Raw genomic sequence first — 16,896 nt, 5'->3', positions numbered from 1 at the left:
AGTTGCGGACTAGCTGGCATCCAAGCTTTGTGCGAACAATTCTAGGAACTCCCCCACCTCGCGTCGACCGACGACCAGCGGCGGAGCCAACCGGATCACATCGGGGGCGGGCGCGTTGATAATCAGCCCGCGGGCAAAGGCAGCTGCGGTCACCTCGGCCGCGACCGGACGGGTGAGTTGAATTCCGAGCAGCAGCCCCCGCCCGCGCACCGAGGCAATCAGGTCGGAACCCAGCTCGGCCAGGCCGGTGCGCAGACGCTCAGACTGAACCTGGACGTTCTCCAACACGGCGGCATCTTCCAGGACCTGCAGCACCTGCAGGGCCACCCGGGCTGCCAGCGGGTTCCCTCCGAAAGTCGTCCCGTGGGAGCCGGGGTAGAACAGGCCCGAACAGCTCGGGAACGCCACCAGCGCCCCGATTGGGAACCCGGAACCGAGGCCCTTGGCGACGGTAATCGCGTCGGGAACGACCGAGGTGTGCTGGAAGCCGAACCAGCGGCCGGTCCGACCAACCCCGGTCTGCACTTCGTCCAAAATCAGCAGGGAGCCGTGCCGGTCCGCCAACTCGCGGGCGGCCTCCAGGAACCCGGCCGGCAACTCGACCACGCCCGCCTCCCCCTGAATCGGCTCGACGAAAATGGCAGCTACCTGATCGTCCATGGCCTCGCGCAGAGCTGCCTCGTCCACCGGCAGGTGCTCAATCCCAGGAGTGAGCGGGGCAAACGGATCGCGATACTTCGCTTTTGCGGTCAGGGCCAGAGCGCCCATCGTCCGCCCGTGAAAGGCTCCCTCAAAGGCAATGATCCGCGACTTGCCCTGCGAGTTCCCGTGGAGGCGGGCCAACTTGAGGGCCGCCTCGTTCGCCTCGGTTCCCGAGTTGGCCAGGAACACGCCGCCACCGGTGGCCCCGGCCAGGTCCAGCAGCCGCTCGGCCAGGTCGAGCTGGGGGCGGGAAACAAAATAGTTGGAAATATGGTCGAGGCGAGAGGCCTGCTCGGTCAAGGCCTGGACCACGGCCGGGTGGCAGTGCCCCAGCGAGTTGACGGCGATTCCGCCGAGAAAGTCGAGGTACTGCTTCCCGGCGTTATCCCACAGGTAGCAGCCTTGGCCGCGTTCCATCTGGGCCAGGGGTACCGACAGATTCTGGATCAGTACATCGGCTGAGCGTTCCGCCCAACCCCGTTCAACACTTGTCAATGTCGCTCCTTACTTCGGTCCCGATCCCACTGTCGGTGAAAAGTTCAACCAGCACTGAGTGTGGCACGCGCCCGTCAATCACGGTGGCCGTGCCCACCCCGCCGTCCACCGCGTCCAGGCAGGCGCGCATCTTCGGGATCATTCCCGCTTCCAGCGAGTCCAAGCGAGCCCGGAGTTCATCGGCGGTGATCGAGGCGATCAGGGAATCTTTGTTGGGCCAATTCTCGTAGAGGCCCTCGACGTCGGTCAGCAGGACCAGCTTGGTGGCCCCAAGGGCCGTGGCCAGGGCTGCCGCCGCCAGGTCGGCATTGACGTTCAGAACCTCGCCGGGCAGTTCCACGTTCGGGGCGATGGAAGAGATCACCGGGACGCGCCCGGCCGCCAACTGGCCAAGGACCGGTTCCGGATCGACGTCGACCACCTCGCCGACCAAGCCGAGATCCAGTTCGCGCCCGTCCTCCTTCAGCACCATTTTGCGGGCGTTGAAGATGGCGGCATCGTCACCCGAAAGGCCGATCGCGAGCGGCCCGTGCGAGTTGATCAGGGAGACCAGCTCCGGGTTCACCTGTCCCTGCAGCACCATCCGCACCACCGCCATCGTCTCGCGGTTGGTTACCCGGTAGCCGCCGGCGAACTCGGAGCGAACCCCGAGCCGTTCCAGCATCTGGTTGATCTGGGGTCCGCCGCCGTGAACCACGACCGGCTGCACCCCGGCGTAGCGCAGGTAGGCGATGTCCTCGGCGAAGGCGCGCTGCAGTTCCTCGCTGACCATGGCGTTCCCGCCGAACTTGATCACCACGATCTTCTGGTGGTGCTCCTTCAGCCAGGGCAGCGACTGCACCAGCGTGTTGGCGAAGCGCCGCGCCTCTTCGGGAGCGCGGAACCGGTAGGAAACTTTTGTCATGATGAGTACGCGCTATTCTCGTGGACGTAGTCGTGGGTCAGGTCGTTGGTCCAGATGGTGCCTTCGGCCGCGCCGGTTTGCAGGTCGATCAGCACCTCGGTGTTGCGCCCGGACAGGTCAACCTGGTCTCGCGGTTGGTCGGGGCCACCGTGGTGGCAGACGCGGACACCGTTCATCCAGACGTCCACCTCGTACGGGTCGAAGGCAGCGCGGGTGGTACCGATGGCGGCCAGTACCCGTCCCCAGTTCGGGTCGTTACCGAAGATGGCTGCCTTGAACAGGTTGTTTCGCGCCACGGACCGGCCCACCTCCAACGCGTCGGACTCGGAGACCGCTCCGACCACCCGAATGGTGATGTTGTGCGAGGCGCCCTCGGCATCATCCAGCAGCTGCAGGGCCAGGTCGCGGCAGACCTCGGTCAGCGCCGCGGTGAACTCCTCTTCGCTGGGCTGGGCCGCCGACATTCCCGAACTGAGCAGCGTAACCTGGTCGTTGGTGGACATGCAGCCGTCGGAGTCGAGGTGGTCAAAAGTTTGGGCGGTGGCCGAGCGGAGCGCGCGCCGGGCGCCGATGGGATCCAGGCCGACATCGGTAGTCAGCACCACCAGCATGGTGGCCAGGCCCGGAGCCAGCATGCCCGCGCCCTTCGCCATCCCGCCGATGGACCAACCCTCGCCGCGGTAGGCGGCCATCTTCGGCCTCGTATCGGTGGTCATGATGGCTCTGGCTGCCGCCTCGCCGCCGTCCTCGTGGGCGGTGGCGAGCGCACCCGGGAGGGCGTGGAGGATTGCCTCGCGAAATGCGGGGCCACCCTCACCAATCAGACCGGTGGAGCAGACTTGGATCTGGTTCGGATCCACCCCTAACTCTCCGGCGGCCAACTTGGCGGTCAGGACCGATGTTTCGTAACCAAATTCGCCGGTGAAGCAGTTAGCCCCGCCCGAATTCAGCACAATCGCGCGAACCTGACCCGAGCGAATAGCCTGTTCCGACCAGAGGATGGGGTTAGCTTTGGCCCGGTTGGAGGTGAAGACGGCTGCGCCCACCGGGTTCACCCCGAGGTTGACGACGACGGCCAGGTCGGCCAACCCGGTGCTTTTCAGGCCCGCGGCAACGCCCTGAGCCGCGAATCCTTCGGGAACTGTCACGCTCACGGCGCCACTCCGTTCATGGTTAGGCCGGAGTTTTCCGGCAGGCCGAGGGCCAGGTTGGCCGACTGGATTGCGGCTCCAGCGGTGCCCTTCACCAGGTTGTCCAGGGCGGCCACCACCACCAGTCGGTGGGAGGCCGGGTCGAAAGTGAGGCTCATCAGCAAGGTGTTGGCGCCGACGGTGGCGGCCGTGGCCGGGTGCTGGCCGGCGGGGAGGACCTGGACGAATTCCTCGTCACTGTAGGCAGCCTCCCAGGCGGCCCGCAGTTCTGCCTCCCCAACCCCGGGTTGGACCCGGGCGGTCGAGGTGGCCAGGATTCCCCGAGCCATCGGCACCAACACCGGGGTAAAGCACAGCTGAATCTCCGGTTGGCGATCGGCGGGGAGGGTTTCACGCAGGGCCTGCTTGATCTCCGGGATGTGCCGGTGCACTCCCCCGACGGCGTAGGGGCTGGCGGAACCGAGGATCTCCGCGGCCAACAGGTTGGGCTTCAGGGCCCTCCCGGCTCCGGAAGGGCCGACTGCCAGTACCGACACCAGGTCGGAGGGGTCGATCAGTCCGGCTTGGATGCCGGGAGCCAAGGACAGTGCCACGGTGGAGGCGTTGCAGCCGGGAGCGGCAATTCGCTTGGTTTGCTGCAGGGCGGCGCGCTGCTTGCCCCCGGCCACGGGCAGTTCCGGGACGCCGTAGGTCCACGCCGGGTGGTACTCGCCGCCGTAAAACGCATCCCAGTCGTCCCGGTGATGAAGGCGGTGATCCGCCCCGCAATCGATGACCACGGTTTCGGGCGAGAGCTGGGCCAACCGGTCGGACAGTTCCCCAGATTTACCGTGGGGCAGGGCTAGAAACACCAGGTCGTGCCCGGCCAGGTTCTCAGCGGTGGTCTCGACCAGTTCCGCCTCGGCCACCTGACGCAGATGCGGCTGAACGGACCCTAAACGCTGTCCCACCTGAGAGTGGGCGGTCACGGTAACGGGGCTAATTTGCGGGTGCGAGCACAGGAGGCGAATCACCTCTCCGCCCGCGTAGCCGGATGCGCCGGCAACTGCTGCGGTTAAGGGCATGGTTCACTTTCGTTCTCAAAAAAGGGGTGGGCAGGGCGAAGCGATCAGCGGGATCGTCGCAGGGCGGTGTCTTCCGGGTACCGCCGGCTGGCCGCACGAAGTGAGTTCATAAGCTAGACGATAGTCGGCTCGGACAGGTGGGCCAACCGGAGTTCTACATGTGAACAGGTGCTATTCTCGGGTGGGGTCCAAACCGGGCCCGCGGACGAGGGAGCAGTACCCGCTAAGGACAAGACTGACTCATCGGAGGTTAGCTATGTCCTGGCTCGTGCTGATTGCATCGGGCATGATGGAGGCGGTGTGGGCGCGGGCGCTCAGCGCCTCGCAGAGTTTTCGCCGCCCGGTTCCAATTCTGATTTTTCTGGTCGCCATTTCCCTCTCTCTGGCCGGCCTCGCGTGGGCGATGCGGACCATTCCGACCGGAACCGCCTACGCTGTTTGGACTGGAATCGGCGCTTCCCTAACCGTGATTTGGGCGGTGCTGCGCGGAGAAGAGCAGGCCGGCTGGACCCGCCTGGGCCTGATTGCCCTCCTGCTGGTCGGAGTGATCGGCCTGAAGGTGGTGAGCTAGGTGGCGTGGCTGATTTTGCTGGGCAGTGCCGGGTTGGAGGCCGTCTGGGCAACGGCCCTGGGCCAGTCCGAGGGTTTCACCCGCCTCGGTCCGACCGTGGTGTTCCTGGTCGCCACCACCCTGTCAATGGTTGGACTGGGTCGGGCAATGCGAACGATTCCCCTCGGAACCGCCTACGCGGTTTGGACCGGGTTGGGGGCGGCCCTGACCGCGGCCTACGCCATGCTCACCGGAGCGGAGGAGTTCTCCCCCGCCCGAGTCCTGTTCCTCACCCTAATTGTGGGGGCGGCCGTCGGGCTAAAGATGACTCACGGGGAGCGGTCGTCGTCGTGAAGGGCACCGAGGGAGAGTGCCTCCATCAGCGCTTTCCCGCGGTGGGCTCGGGTTTCGTCGCTGTCCTCGGGCGAGTGCTGGCTCAGGTATGACTCGATCGTCGTGTTGAAGGCGGAGATGATGATGGCGCTGGTAACGCCGACGACGAACAGGCCCCCGATCATCAGCATGATGGCTACGAGGCGGCCCAGCACCGTAACCGGGTAGAAGTCGCCGTAGCCGACGGTGGACATGGTGGTAAAGCCCCACCAGATGGCGTCACCCCAGTTGAGGATGTTGGCCTTTGGTGCGTTTCGCTCCGCGATCCAAACCAGGGTGGAGGCGGTGTAGACGAAGAAGAGCGCGAACAGCGAAATGGAGATGATCGCGCGCTGGCGCATGCCCCCGGCCCCGCGATGGCGGAAGTAGTGCAGCTGCCACAGGTAGCGGATCAGCAGGAAGGGGCGCAGATACGGCACCATTAGGGTGACCAGCTCAAAGGACTGGTGTTGCAGGAATCGGCGCCGGTCAGGGGCGGCCACCAAGCGGACCAGGAACTCGAGGGCGAAGATAACCCACAGGATGATGCTAACCGTGGCTAGTTGAGCGCGCAGGTGTCCGTCCAGGTCGGCGGGGGGTGAGATCACCAGGGCCGTCACCGCCACAAAGCAGACGGACAGCACAAACATGGGCCAGACCGTGAACTTGGTCCAGTCATCCAACTTCTGTTCCAGCGCGGAGCGGAACGTCATTTCACCCGCGCCTCCAACGCCGCCCCCAGCCGAAGCAGGTCCCACTCGCTCCCTGGTTTGCCAACTAATTGGATCCCAAACGGGAGCGGTTGGCGCAGGTGTCCGGCCGGCAGTCTGGTCACCGGGACGGTCAGCGCGGGCCAACCGACGAGGTTCACCCACGAGGTGTAGGGAGAGTAGGCCACTTGGAGCGCGAAGTTCTGCTGCGGGTCGAGCGGGTAGGAACCGACCGGCTGGGGCGCCATCCCCAGTGCCGGGGTGACGATCACGTCCCAATCTGCCAGCAGCGCGCTCATTTCAGCGCCGTAGGCCGCCACTTCCTGGCGGTTTTGCTCCACCTGCTCGGGGCTCAGCTGCCGACCCGACTCGATCAACCAGCGACTGACCGGGTGCATCAATTCGATGTCGAGCAGCGGCGGGACCGACCCGGCCGCGCGGAACCAGGCGGTGGTGAAGATGTCGGCGTAGCGCCGGTGGGCCAGCGACACCCGGTCGGGCGCCGCCCCGATCAGGCTCAGTCCCTGCTCCAACGCTTCCAGCACCACCGGCTCTGGGTGACAGTCGTAGGTTGGGTTCCACGGGGAGTCCTCGGCAAAAGCAATCCGGAGCGGGGCGGCCTCGGCTGCCAACTCGCGTTCGGCTAGGGTCCGATCCCCCTCGGTGAGGGCGGCGAAAAACAGGGCGGCATCGCGGACCGAGCGGGTGAGTGGTCCGGTGACCACCCCGGTCGGCGAGTCGACGCCCCGGTCGGTGGCCACCACCCCGCGCCCGGGCTTGAGCCCGACCAGTCCGACGGTGGCAGCCGGAATCCGGACCGATCCCCCGCCGTCAGAGCCAATAGCAGCGGGCAGCAGCCCGGCAGCCACGGCCGCGGCGGCGCCCCCGCTGGACCCACCCGCGTTCAAAGTCAGGTCTTCGGGGTGCCGGGCGGGCGCGGCCACCTCGCTCTCGGTGTAGCCGAACAGGCCAAACTCGGGCGTGTTGGTCTTGCCCAGGCTGATCAGCCCGAGCCGGTCGCACTGTTCGATCAGCGGCTCGGAGGGAGCCTGGAGTTGAGCCGGATACTGGCGGGTGGCGGCGGCGACAGCCAGGGAACCGTACAGGGTCGGGACACCCTGGCGGTGAACCAGGTCCTTGTCCGCGTGCGGCAGACCCCAGAGCGGAGTCGATCCCGGTTCCGCCAACTCGGCCAACTGGCGCTGCGCCACCTGCGGGGTCAGGGTGACGAAGGCTCCGACCTCCGGGTGGTCGGCGATCCGCTTCTGGTAGTGGGCGGTCAGCTCTCCCGGGCTAATCTGGCGGGAGACCAGCAGCTCCACCTGCTCCCACGCGCTCAGTTCGTGCAGCATGTCTACTCCCGGATTTGGCCCTGGCCGTGCACGATCCACTTGGAGGTGGTCAGTTCGGCCAGCCCCATCGGCCCGCGGGCGTGCAACTTCTGGGTCGAGATTCCGATCTCCGCTCCCAACCCGAACTGGCCCCCATCGGTGAATCGGGTGGAGGCGTTGATGTTGACCACCGCGGAATCGACCTCGGCGGTGAACCGGTCGGCCGCCGCCAATGAGGTGGTGCAGATCGCGTCGGTGTGCCCGGAGGAGTAGCGGCCGATGTGGTCAATCGCCTCGTCGAGGGAGTCGACCACCCGGACGGCCGCCCGGAGGGCCAGGAACTCGCAGGCCCAGTCATCCTCTTCTGCCGGTTCGACCACGACTCCGGGCGGGGTCACGGCTCGCACCCGCTCGTCGCCGGTGAGCTGAACCCCCGCCTCGCTCAAAGCGCTCAGGACCCGGGGTAGGAAGTCGTGGACGCGGTCCTGGTGCACCAGGAGTTTCTCGGCGGCGTTGCAGACCGAGGGCCGGTGGGTCTTGGAGTTGATCACGATTGCCAGGGCCTGATCCTGGTCCACCTCGCGGTCGACGTAGACGTGGCAGTTGCCCACCCCGGTCTCGATTACCGGCACCTTGGCCTCATTGACCACCGTTTGAATCAGCCCGGCCCCGCCGCGCGGCACCACCAGGTCCACGTAGCCGCGGGCCTTCATCAGGGCGACCGCTCCCTCGCGGCCAAACTCGTCAATCGACTGGATCGCGTCGCGTGGGAGTCCGACCGACGCCACCGCTTCCGACAGGATCTGGACAATCTGGGTGTTGGTCTCGGCGGCGGCGCTGCCCCCGCGCAAGATGACGGCGTTGCCACTCTTCAGGCCCAGCCCGGCCGCATCGACGGTCACGTTGGGGCGGGCCTCATAAATCATCCCCACCACACCCATCGGGACCTGCACCTGCTGCAGGCGGATGCCGTTGGGCAGGGTCGAACCGCGCAGGACCTCCCCGACCGGGTCCGGCAAAGAGGCCAGTTCCAGGAGCGAATCTGAGATTTGCTCGATCCGCTCGGAGGTCAGTTCGAGGCGGTCCAGCAGACCCTCGCTCATCCCCCCGGTCCGGCCGCGTTCCAGGTCGCGGGCGTTGGCGCTCAGAATTTGGCCCTGATGCTGGAGGAGGGCGTTGGCCATGGCGTGAAGGGCCCCGTCTTTCAGGTTCCGGGAGGCGCCGGCCAGTTTGCGGGCGGCCTGGCGCGAGCGGGTGGCGATCGCCAGAATCTGCTGGGTGACATCGTCTTGGTTACTCATGGCCCGATTCTAACGCTCTGGGTGTGACTTGCGACTCGGGGCCAAAGTCCGGACGAGAATTACTCCGAGAGCCGACGGTGGCGGGCCATCACCACCAGCTCGTCGCGGTGGACCACTTCGTGCGCGTAGTCGTGCCCCAGCTGCTCCTCAATTTCGGCCATGGACCGGCCCATCACCTCGGGAATTCGGGAGGAGGAAAACCCGCTCAGGCCCCGCGCAATCGGCAGGCCCGACTCGCTGACAATCTCGACGGCTTGGCCCGGGCGGAAGGTGCCGTTGACGCCGACCACCCCGGCGGGAAGCAGCGAGGCACCGCGCCCTCCGACCGCACGCACCGCCCCCTCGTCGATCACGACCTGGCCGTGGATCTTGGCCGCGTAGGCCAGCCACAATTGGCGGGCCGGCAGGCGCCGACCGGTCGGGTGAAACCAGGTCCCAACTTCCTGCCCGGCCATCGCCTCGGCCGCTTCGTCGGCACTGGTCAGCAGGACCGGGATCCCCGAACTGGTGGCCAGGGCCGCCGCCTGCACCTTCGTCACCATCCCGCCGGTTCCCACCTTGGATCCGCGCGCCCGGATGTCCAGGTGCTCCACCTCTTCGAAGCGGTGAATCTCGGTCAGCTTGCGTGCGCCCGGCAGGGAGGGGGGCGAGTCGTACAGGCCGTCCACGTCGGTCAGGAGGACCAGCGCGTCGGCCTGCACCAGGTGGGCGACCAGCGCGGCCAGGCGATCGTTGTCGCCGAAGCGAATCTCATCCGTGGCCACCGTGTCGTTCTCATTGATGATCGGGACCACCCCGAGGCTCAGCAGCCGTTCCAGCGCGCGCCGCGAGTTCCGGTACTGGCCGCGGCGCAAAATATCCTCCGCGGTTAGCAGTACCTGGCCCACCCGCAGATCGTGGCGGCCAAACGCGCGGGTGTACTCCGCCATCAGCAGGCCCTGGCCCACCGAGGCGGCGGCCTGAGCGGTGGCGAGGTCTTTCGGTTTGCCGGGCAGCTCCAGGGGGCCAAGGGCCGCAGCCTGAGCTCCCGAGGAGACCAGCACCACCTCGCGACCGGCCAGGCGTCGCTCTGACAGGACGTTGACCAGGCGCTCCAGCCGGGCGATGTCGAGGTGACCGTCCTCCCCGGTGAGGGAAGAGGAGCCCACTTTCACCACCACGCGATGCGAGGTGGGGATCTGATCTCGGCGGCGGAGCGGTTTCTTCACGGGCTCAGTTTAGCTACTTTTGCTCAGCGGCCGCGCTCGGGCCCACCTGCGCCAACAGCGTTGCACGGGCTTCGGTCACCGCCTCGGACTGGGCCACGAAGCGCCACGGTTCGTGGCGGGTCAACTCGGCGTAGTCAATCCCCACTCTGGGGGTGGTTCGGTGCGCCAACCCGCTGCACCCTTCGGTCAGCCACAGCTGCGGCCCGAGCAGGTCCGCGCCGTTGTCCGCGCGCGTGATCCCCAGGGCCTGGCAGAGTTTTCCCGGCCCGTCCGCCAACGCCCGGCGGTGGTGGCGGTTTTCGCGCATCAGGTCGATCCCGGTGAGCGGCTCGAGCCCGCGGATCAGCACCGCCTCGGCCACCCCGTCCTCGCGGCAGACAATGTTCATGCAGTTCCACATCCCGTAGATCAGGTAGACGTAGGCGTGTCCGGGGGGACCGAACATGGTTTGGGTGCGCGGGGTGGGCCCACGGTAGGCGTGCGAGGCGTCGTCGGCTTCGCCGCGGTAGGCCTCCACCTCGGTGATGATTCCGCTCAGAACCCGGTCTCCGTGGCGCCGGTGCAGAACCGTGCCCAGGAGCTTGGGCGCCACTTCCAACGCCCCCTCAGCGTAGAATGAGCGGGGTAACGGGGAGTCAGACATGTTCCCTCACTTTCTCAGTCGAGTATGGCATTCAAAGGAGACGGCATGCACAACGCAGTCAATGGCACGGTAATCACCCTGGAGGCCGGCGACTACCGGGCCCAGTTGGCCTCGGTGGGGGCCACCCTGGTTTCGCTCACCCGCTCCGGCCGCGACCTGGTCCTGCCGTTTCCCGCGACCGAGCTGCCAACCGCCTACAAGGGGAAGATTCTGCTGCCCTGGCCCAACCGGATTGAGGCCGGCCGGTACAGCTACGCCGGGGTGGACTACCAGCTGCCGGTGAACGAGGTGGAAACCGGCTCGGCCGCCCACGGCTTCGTCACCTGGCTGAACTGGGAGGTGAGTGGCCAGGGCCCCACCTCCGTCACCTTCTCGCTGTTTCTGCCGCCCCAGCGGGCCTACCCGTTCGCGCTGCGACTGGAAACCACCTACACGCTGGACGCCGAGGCGGGCCTAGTCTGCCGGGTGGTGGCGGAAAACATTGGCGAGCAGACCGCGCCCTACGGGGTGGCGGTCCACCCGTATCTGACCTGCAACCAGGCTCCCCTCGATCGGTGCCTGCTGCTGGTGCCCGCCTCGTCCTACCTGGAGGTGGACGAAAACCTGATTCCAACCGGCGAGGTGTCGGTCGACGGAACGGACTACGATTTCCGGACGGCCCGGACCGTGGCCGACACCATGATCGACAACGCGTTTGGGCAGCTGCCCCCGGAAGAATGGAACGTGGACCTGACCGATCCGGAGACTGCCATGACGGTGCGGCTGACCTCCGATGAGCGGTGGCTGCAGATCTACTCGGCCGACCAGTTGGGCCGGCCCGGGGTGGCGGTGGAGCCGATGTCCTGCCCGCCCAACGCTTTCAACACCGGGGTTGACGTGGTTGAGCTGTCCCCGGGCCAACTGAGCACCCTCAGCTATTCGATTCGGGAGATCTAGGCGAGGGACGCCAGGAAGTCGGCCGGCGGGACGAAAAAGACGCACCCGGTCACCGGCGTGGAGAAGTCCAAGATCCGGTCGTGTTTTCCGGGTGGGTCTCCCACCACCATCCGGCGGAGCATTTCCTCGGTGACGCTCAGGTCCCCGGCGTAGGCAATGAAATAGGTGCCAAACTCGCCCGCCGCCGGGGAACCGAAGGGCATGTTGTCCCGCAGGATGTCCATCTCATCGCCGTTGGCGTCCTCCACCGTGCTGAGCGTTTTGTGCGACTTCTGCTCGGCCGGTGGCGCGTCGTCCAGCTCAATGTTGGACAGTTTGGTGCGCCCAATAATGGCTTCCTGCTCGGCGGTGGACAGCTGTTCCCAATCACCGAGTTGGTGAACGTATTTTTGGACCATCAGGTAGGAGCCCTGGGACCACAGGGGTTCCCGATCCCCGATCAGCGCGGCCTCAACTTGGGCCTGCCCGCGCGGATTGGCGGTCCCATCGACAAAACCGAGCAGATCCCGGGCCTCGAAGTAGCGGAAGCCGACCGTCTCATCCTCGACCTGCACCAGGGCCCCGAGGACGTCCAGGATTTGCTTTTCCAGCTCGAAGCAGAGGTCAATTCGATTGGCCCGCAGGTGGAAGAAAATGTCTCCAGGGGTGGCGGGAGCGACGTGGCGTTGCCCGCGGATCTCGACGAACGGGTGGAGTTGCTGCGGTACCGGTGCCCGGGTCAGCAGCTCCCACAGCTGGGATCCCAACCCCACCACGCAGGTGAGGGAGAACTCGGGGTCGCGAAAGTTGACGTTCTTAACCAGGTCTTCCATCCCGGCCAAGAACTCTTTGATTTGGCCGGTGGTGGCATGGTCGGCCACGGAAACGGTGAGGAAGATTGCGGCGGGAGTCAGCAGTCCGGTGACATCCTGGGCTTCGGTGTACGGGCCGAACTCGGCCATTGGGGCTCCTTTTGGTCGGGAAACGTCTGCCCCAAAAGTCTACGGCACCCGAATTAGTCCCCGGGACGGTTTTCGGTGATCTGGGGGACGGTCCACCGCTCCGGGGGCGGCCCAAACAGGCGATCAGCTCGGGAAATGATCTCCCTGGCTGCGTCCGCACTTAATTTGGCACCGACCGCCGCTTGGGCCACTACCGGGACCCCTCGGACGAGGCGGTGGGACCAGCCGCGCACGGCCGCCTGCCTGGTCACCCCCGAGACCACGCGTTTGGCAGTTCCCGACAAACCCAGGGCGGGAACCGAGGCCAAGAGCTGAGTAAACAGGTGCCAGAGGCGAACTTGGTCCTCGGCCCGCTCGGTCACCTGATCCCGGCGCAAGAGGGCGGCGAGTAGGAGCGCCCGCAGTTGGTCGGGTTGATCCTGACCGGAGATGACCGCCCGGGCGGTCGTGTACCAGATGGTGGCCTCGACCACCGTGACCACCTGACCGGAGGCGAAAGCCAGCCCCCAAAGTTTCCCGAAGCCGGGCACGCCCAACCCGGCCCCCACCCCGACCCCGGAGGTGGCGACGGCCCCGGTCAGGTAGCCGTTGAGGGTTCTGACCAGGTCGGCCGGGGTTACCTCCGGGTCCTTGGCCCGGGCTCGTTTGACCCAGCGGGAAATCAGCGGCCGGTGGAGACGCATCGTCGTGTCCAGCAGGGTTGGAACCGAGCTGACTGCGGCCAGGCGGGACCACCGGCGGGGCTCCGAGGTGGGCCGAGACTGGTCTGCTGGGCGCGGATTCATGACGCTACTGTACCGGCCCGGCGAGACCTTTGCTGTCGGAGGAGCCGGTTAGGATACTGCCTATGGCCAAACTCTACTTTCGCTACGGCGCGATGAACTCGGGCAAGTCCACCGCCCTGCTGCAAGCGGTGTACAACTACCACGAGCAGGGCCGACAGGTGCTCCTCCTCAAACCGGCCGTCGACACCAAAGGCGACAATCGGGTCGTGTCCAGGCTCGGGGTGACCCGCCCGGCCGATCTGCTGGTGGGGGCCGATGACTCCATTCGAGCCCTGGTGGCGCCCTACCTGCTCGCCGCTGACTACTCGGCCATATTTGTCGACGAAGCTCAGTTCCTGACCCGCGCCCAGGTGGATGAGCTAATGGAGGTAGTGGTGGCCCACAACCTGCCGGTGCTGGCTTACGGGTTGCGAACAGACTTTCAGGCCGTGCCCTTCCCCGGGGCCCAGCGGCTGCTGGAGATCGCTCACAGCCTTGAAGAGTTGAAGACCATCTGTCGATGCGGGAAGAAAGCTATTTACAACTCCCGCAAGATCAACGGGATCCGCGTGTTCGACGGTGAGCAGGTGGCGATCGATGGGCAGGAGACCACCTATGAGAGCCTTTGCGCAGAGTGCTATTTCCAGGAGCGGGATGCGGCCCAGGAGCGGGCACCAATGATTCTGTTCTGAGATCGGTTGGTAGCTGACCCACTCCGGGGGCACAATTGTGCTCATGAAAATTCTCTCGATCCAGTCATCGGTAGCGTACGGACACGTGGGCAACTCGGCCGCCGTCTTCCCCCTGCAGCGCCTGGGAGTTGAGGTGATGCCGGTTTACACGGTGCACTTCTCCAACCACACCGGCTACGGAGCGTGGCGCGGCCCGATGCTGACCGGGGACCAGGTGCGCGAGGTGGTGACCGGGATTGACGAGCGCGGTGGCCTGGACGACGTCGACCTGGTCCTGTCTGGCTATCAGGGTGGAGACGATATTGGCGATGCCATCCTAGAGGCGGTGGCAAAGGTGAAGGAACGCAATCCCGAGGCAATCTACGCCTGCGACCCGGTGATGGGGAACGCCAAGTCCGGCTGCTTCGTCAAACCTGAGATCCCGATCCTGCTGCGCGAACGAATCGTGCCGCGCGCCGACCTGATCACGCCGAACCAGTTTGAACTGGGCTTCCTGACCGGCACCGAGCCGCAGTCAATTGAGGAGACCCTGGCTGCTGCCGACCGGGCGCGGGAAATGGGTCCCCGCACGGTCCTGGTTACCAGCGTTGAGCGGCCTGATCGCCCGGACAATACGATCGAGATGATGGCGGTGACGGACGAGGGTGCGTGGATCGTGCAGACTCCCCACCTGCCCTTGAAAGCCAACGGTTCCGGCGACGTGACAGCCGCTCTGTTTTCGGCCCACATGCAGCTGACGGAAAACCCGCAGGAGGCCCTCAGCAAGACGGTGTCCTCCGTCTACGAGCTGCTGCAGAACACGCTCCACTCGGGTCAGCGCGAGCTCCAACTGGTTCAGTCGCAGGGGGCCTACGTCCAGCCGCAGCACAACTTCGCCAGCTACCGGCTCCGGTAGGACCGAGATTCGGGCCGGTCAGCTCGCGGCGCGTTTCATGCTGAGGCCCCCGGCCAGGTAGGATGGCTAAACATGGTGAAGAGGAAAATCGGGTTCGACCGAGAAAAGTATCTGTCCCTTCAAACTGCCGCAATTGAGAAGCGGCGTCGCCAGTTTGGCGGCAAGCTCTACCTTGAATTTGGCGGCAAGATGTTCGACGACATGCATGCGTCTCGGGTCCTGCCCGGATTTTTGCCGGACAACAAGATCCTGATGCTGGAGTCCTTGAAGGACGACATCGAAGTGGTCATGGTGGTTTCCGCGCGAGACATCGCTCAGAACAAGGTTCGAGCCGACCTGGGGATCACCTACGAGCAGGACGTGCTGCGCCTGATCGACGAGTTCCGGTCTTACGGGCTCTACGTCGGCTCGGTGGTGCTGTCCCAGGTGACCGAGCAAAACGGTCCGGCCCGAGCGTTCAAACGGAAGCTGGAACGGGCCGGGGTGCGGGTCTTCCGCCATTTCCCGATCGCCGGCTACCCGCACGACCTCCCCCACATCGTGTCCGAGGCCGGGTTCGGGCGCAACGAATACGTGGAGACGACCCGGAACCTGGTGGTGGTGACCGCTCCGGGACCGGGGAGCGGCAAGATGGCTACCTGCCTGTCTCAGCTTTACCACGACCACCAGCGCGGGGTGCATTCGGGTTACGCCAAGTTCGAAACGTTCCCGATCTGGAACCTGCCGTTGGACCATCCGGTCAACATCGCCTACGAGGCAGCCACCGCCGACCTGGACGACGTCAACATGATCGACCCGTTCCACTTGGCGGCCTACGGGGTGAGCGCGGTCAACTACAACCGGGACGTCGAGATCTTCCCGGTGCTAAACGTGCTGATCGAACGGATCAACGGCTCCTCCCCCTACCGCTCCCCCACGGACATGGGAGTGAACATGGCCGGGGACTCGATCTGTGACGATCAGGTGTGTCGCAGCGCCGCCGAGCAGGAAGTGATCAGGCGGTATTTCAAGGCCCGGGTGGAGGAGGTGCGGGAGGCGCTGGAGCCGGTGGCCTCAGAGCGGATCGCACTGCTGATGGGCCAGCTGGGCATCACGGTCCTGGACCGACCGGTGGTGCAGCCGGTGCGGGAGCTGGAACAGAAGACCCAGGGCCCCACCGCTGCCATGCAGCTGCCCGACGGCACGATTGTTACCGGGAAGACCACCGCGCTGCTGGGGAGCTCCTCGGCCCTGCTGTTGAACGCGCTGAAGGCCCTGGCCGGGATCGACCGGCAGGTGGACCTGCTGGCTCCGGAGACGATTCGCCCGATCCAGCAGCTGAAGACCGAGCACCTGGGCAGCCAGAATCCGCGCCTGCACACCGACGAGGTCCTGATTGCTCTGGCCGTGGGCGCCACCTCCAACCCGCTGGCGCAGCGCGCCCTGGACCAGTTGGCGGAGCTACACGGGCTGGACGCGCACACCTCGGTGATCCTGGGATCGGTGGACGAGGGGATTTTCCGGTCCCTTGGGGTGCAGGTCACCTCGGAACCGGTCTTCCAGCACAAGCGCCTCTATCGAAAGCGCTAGCGGCTGGGGCAGGTTCCGCCCGGGCAGTGCTGCGGTGTCTCGCGGGTCAACCGCAGCTGCAGGTGACAGCCAACGCAAAATCCGAACGCTGCCTCCAGGAAGAGCAAGATCAGGCAGGGCGTGCAGACCAGCAGCGCCCAGGCAACGGGCAGTTGGAACCAACTCACGGCCAGGCAGGCGGTGAAGGCCAGGCCGAGGCCCAGTATCCAGGCAAACTCCTTTTGACGAAGCCCGACCCAAACCGGTGCGAAGGGCCGGGTCAGCCAGCCCGCCAGGGCGAGACTCGGGGCCACTTTCGGAGCGATCAGGCGTGCGCTCATATCCACCAGGAAATAGGCGGCGAACAGTTGCAGTGGCCGGGTACTCCCCTGCGTGATCGCCGCCCCAATCGCGGAGAATACCCCGAGCAGCAGCAGCCCAGCAGCCAGGCGGACGGTCCGCTCGTTAATCAGAGCCGGACCGGTCGGCGCGGGCTGGCCCTTAGCGGCCAAAGAGACGGGAGAAGAATCCACCCTGATTTGCCCGGGCTTCGGCGATTTCAGCTTGGGTGTGTTTGCCATCGCACCACTGGCCGGCCGGGACGGACCGCTTCACGGATTGAATATGCTGGCCGCAGCCAGCCCAGGTGGTTTTTCCACAGACGCGACATTTGACCGGGCTGCACATAG

At 65.9% G+C, this 16,896-nt stretch carries 18 protein-coding genes and 1 riboswitch; of the genes, 6 read left to right on the top strand and 12 right to left on the bottom strand.

Annotated elements, in window-relative coordinates; genetic code table 11:
• Positions 1–9 precede the first annotated feature (9 nt).
• Genes SAC06_RS05605 through argC form a run of 4 tightly spaced genes read right to left on the bottom strand, consistent with a single transcriptional unit; the run spans position 10 to position 4,316 of the window.
• Positions 10–1,197 (bottom strand): acetylornithine transaminase, encoded by a 1,188-nt coding sequence (locus SAC06_RS05605; RefSeq protein WP_350257333.1) that lies wholly within the window; start codon positions 1,195–1,197, stop codon positions 10–12.
• A complete protein-coding gene (gene argB, locus SAC06_RS05600; protein ID WP_350257332.1) occupies positions 1,184–2,101 on the bottom strand; it encodes an acetylglutamate kinase in 918 nt (305 codons plus the stop codon). The genes SAC06_RS05605 and argB overlap by 14 nt, the downstream gene beginning before the upstream one ends.
• Positions 2,098–3,255, bottom strand: a complete 1,158-nt coding sequence (argJ, locus tag SAC06_RS05595; protein ID WP_350257331.1) for a bifunctional glutamate N-acetyltransferase/amino-acid acetyltransferase ArgJ — start codon at positions 3,253–3,255, stop codon at positions 2,098–2,100. The genes argB and argJ overlap by 4 nt, the downstream gene beginning before the upstream one ends.
• Complete coding sequence (gene argC / locus SAC06_RS05590) at positions 3,252–4,316, bottom strand: N-acetyl-gamma-glutamyl-phosphate reductase (protein ID WP_350257330.1); 1,065 nt, start codon at positions 4,314–4,316, stop codon at positions 3,252–3,254. The genes argJ and argC overlap by 4 nt, the downstream gene beginning before the upstream one ends.
• A gap of 180 nt (positions 4,317–4,496) precedes the next feature.
• A riboswitch (guanidine-III (ykkC-III) riboswitch) is annotated at positions 4,497–4,561 on the top strand.
• A gap of 11 nt (positions 4,562–4,572) precedes the next feature.
• Between argC and SAC06_RS05585 the strand changes: the two genes are divergently transcribed.
• Together SAC06_RS05585 and SAC06_RS05580 are read left to right on the top strand one after the other, a co-directional pair.
• Positions 4,573–4,887, top strand: coding sequence for a multidrug efflux SMR transporter (locus SAC06_RS05585; RefSeq protein WP_350257329.1), 315 nt, complete (start codon positions 4,573–4,575; stop codon positions 4,885–4,887).
• The gene (locus tag SAC06_RS05580) at positions 4,888–5,220 is read left to right on the top strand and encodes a multidrug efflux SMR transporter (protein WP_350257328.1); all 333 of its coding nucleotides are present in this window, start codon (positions 4,888–4,890) and stop codon (positions 5,218–5,220) included.
• On the opposite strand, the gene SAC06_RS05575 is transcribed toward SAC06_RS05580, so the two are convergent.
• From SAC06_RS05575 to SAC06_RS05555, 5 genes are read right to left on the bottom strand one after another with little or no spacing between them, the layout of a single operon-like run.
• Entirely contained in the window at positions 5,196–5,951 is a 756-nt protein-coding gene (locus tag SAC06_RS05575; protein WP_350257327.1) for a potassium channel family protein, read from the bottom strand. The two genes, SAC06_RS05580 and SAC06_RS05575, sit on opposite strands and share 25 nt — an antisense overlap.
• A complete protein-coding gene (locus SAC06_RS05570) occupies positions 5,948–7,300 on the bottom strand; it encodes an amidase (protein WP_350257326.1) in 1,353 nt (450 codons plus the stop codon). Before SAC06_RS05570 ends, SAC06_RS05575 begins: the two co-directional genes overlap by 4 nt.
• A gap of 2 nt (positions 7,301–7,302) precedes the next feature.
• Positions 7,303–8,580, bottom strand: a complete 1,278-nt coding sequence (locus SAC06_RS05565) for a glutamate-5-semialdehyde dehydrogenase (RefSeq protein WP_350257325.1) — start codon at positions 8,578–8,580, stop codon at positions 7,303–7,305.
• A 59-nt stretch (positions 8,581–8,639) separates the two neighbouring features.
• Positions 8,640–9,788, bottom strand: a complete 1,149-nt coding sequence (gene proB, locus SAC06_RS05560) for a glutamate 5-kinase (protein WP_350257324.1) — start codon at positions 9,786–9,788, stop codon at positions 8,640–8,642.
• A 13-nt stretch (positions 9,789–9,801) separates the two neighbouring features.
• Entirely contained in the window at positions 9,802–10,431 is a 630-nt protein-coding gene (locus SAC06_RS05555; protein ID WP_350257323.1) for a DNA-3-methyladenine glycosylase, read from the bottom strand.
• Between the two features lie 45 nt (positions 10,432–10,476).
• Here SAC06_RS05555 and SAC06_RS05550 point away from each other — a divergent pair, with 45 nt between their 5' ends.
• Positions 10,477–11,367 carry an aldose-1-epimerase gene (locus tag SAC06_RS05550; RefSeq protein WP_350257322.1) on the top strand — a complete coding sequence of 297 codons (891 nt, stop codon included), beginning with the start codon at positions 10,477–10,479 and terminating at the stop codon, positions 11,365–11,367.
• On the opposite strand, the gene SAC06_RS05545 is transcribed toward SAC06_RS05550, so the two are convergent.
• Both SAC06_RS05545 and SAC06_RS05540 read right to left on the bottom strand, forming a co-directional pair.
• Entirely contained in the window at positions 11,364–12,308 is a 945-nt protein-coding gene (locus SAC06_RS05545) for a Dyp-type peroxidase (protein WP_350257321.1), read from the bottom strand. The genes SAC06_RS05550 and SAC06_RS05545 overlap by 4 nt on opposite strands.
• Before the next feature lie 53 nt (positions 12,309–12,361).
• Complete coding sequence (locus SAC06_RS05540) at positions 12,362–13,093, bottom strand: hypothetical protein (protein WP_350257320.1); 732 nt, start codon at positions 13,091–13,093, stop codon at positions 12,362–12,364.
• A gap of 62 nt (positions 13,094–13,155) precedes the next feature.
• Between SAC06_RS05540 and SAC06_RS05535 the strand changes: the two genes are divergently transcribed.
• From SAC06_RS05535 to SAC06_RS05525, 3 genes are all read left to right on the top strand, one after another.
• Positions 13,156–13,764, top strand: coding sequence for a thymidine kinase (locus SAC06_RS05535; protein ID WP_350257319.1), 609 nt, complete (start codon positions 13,156–13,158; stop codon positions 13,762–13,764).
• Between the two features lie 43 nt (positions 13,765–13,807).
• Entirely contained in the window at positions 13,808–14,659 is an 852-nt protein-coding gene (pdxY, locus tag SAC06_RS05530; protein WP_350257318.1) for a pyridoxal kinase PdxY, read from the top strand.
• 72 nt (positions 14,660–14,731) lie between these two features.
• Positions 14,732–16,228, top strand: coding sequence for a DUF1846 domain-containing protein (locus tag SAC06_RS05525; RefSeq protein ID WP_350257317.1), 1,497 nt, complete (start codon positions 14,732–14,734; stop codon positions 16,226–16,228).
• Here SAC06_RS05525 and SAC06_RS05520 read toward each other — a convergent pair.
• On the bottom strand, positions 16,225–16,788 hold the full coding sequence (locus SAC06_RS05520; protein WP_350257316.1) for a DUF4395 family protein: 564 nt from the start codon (positions 16,786–16,788) through the stop codon (positions 16,225–16,227). The two genes, SAC06_RS05525 and SAC06_RS05520, sit on opposite strands and share 4 nt — an antisense overlap.
• Positions 16,789–16,896: the final 108 nt, after the last annotated feature.

It is taken from the genome of Scrofimicrobium sp. R131 (assembly GCF_040256745.1).
Lineage (GTDB): Bacteria > Actinomycetota > Actinomycetes > Actinomycetales > Actinomycetaceae > Scrofimicrobium > Scrofimicrobium appendicitidis.
The sequence above is the reverse complement of the archived record's forward strand: the minus strand, read 5'-3'. Positions and strand labels throughout refer to the sequence as shown.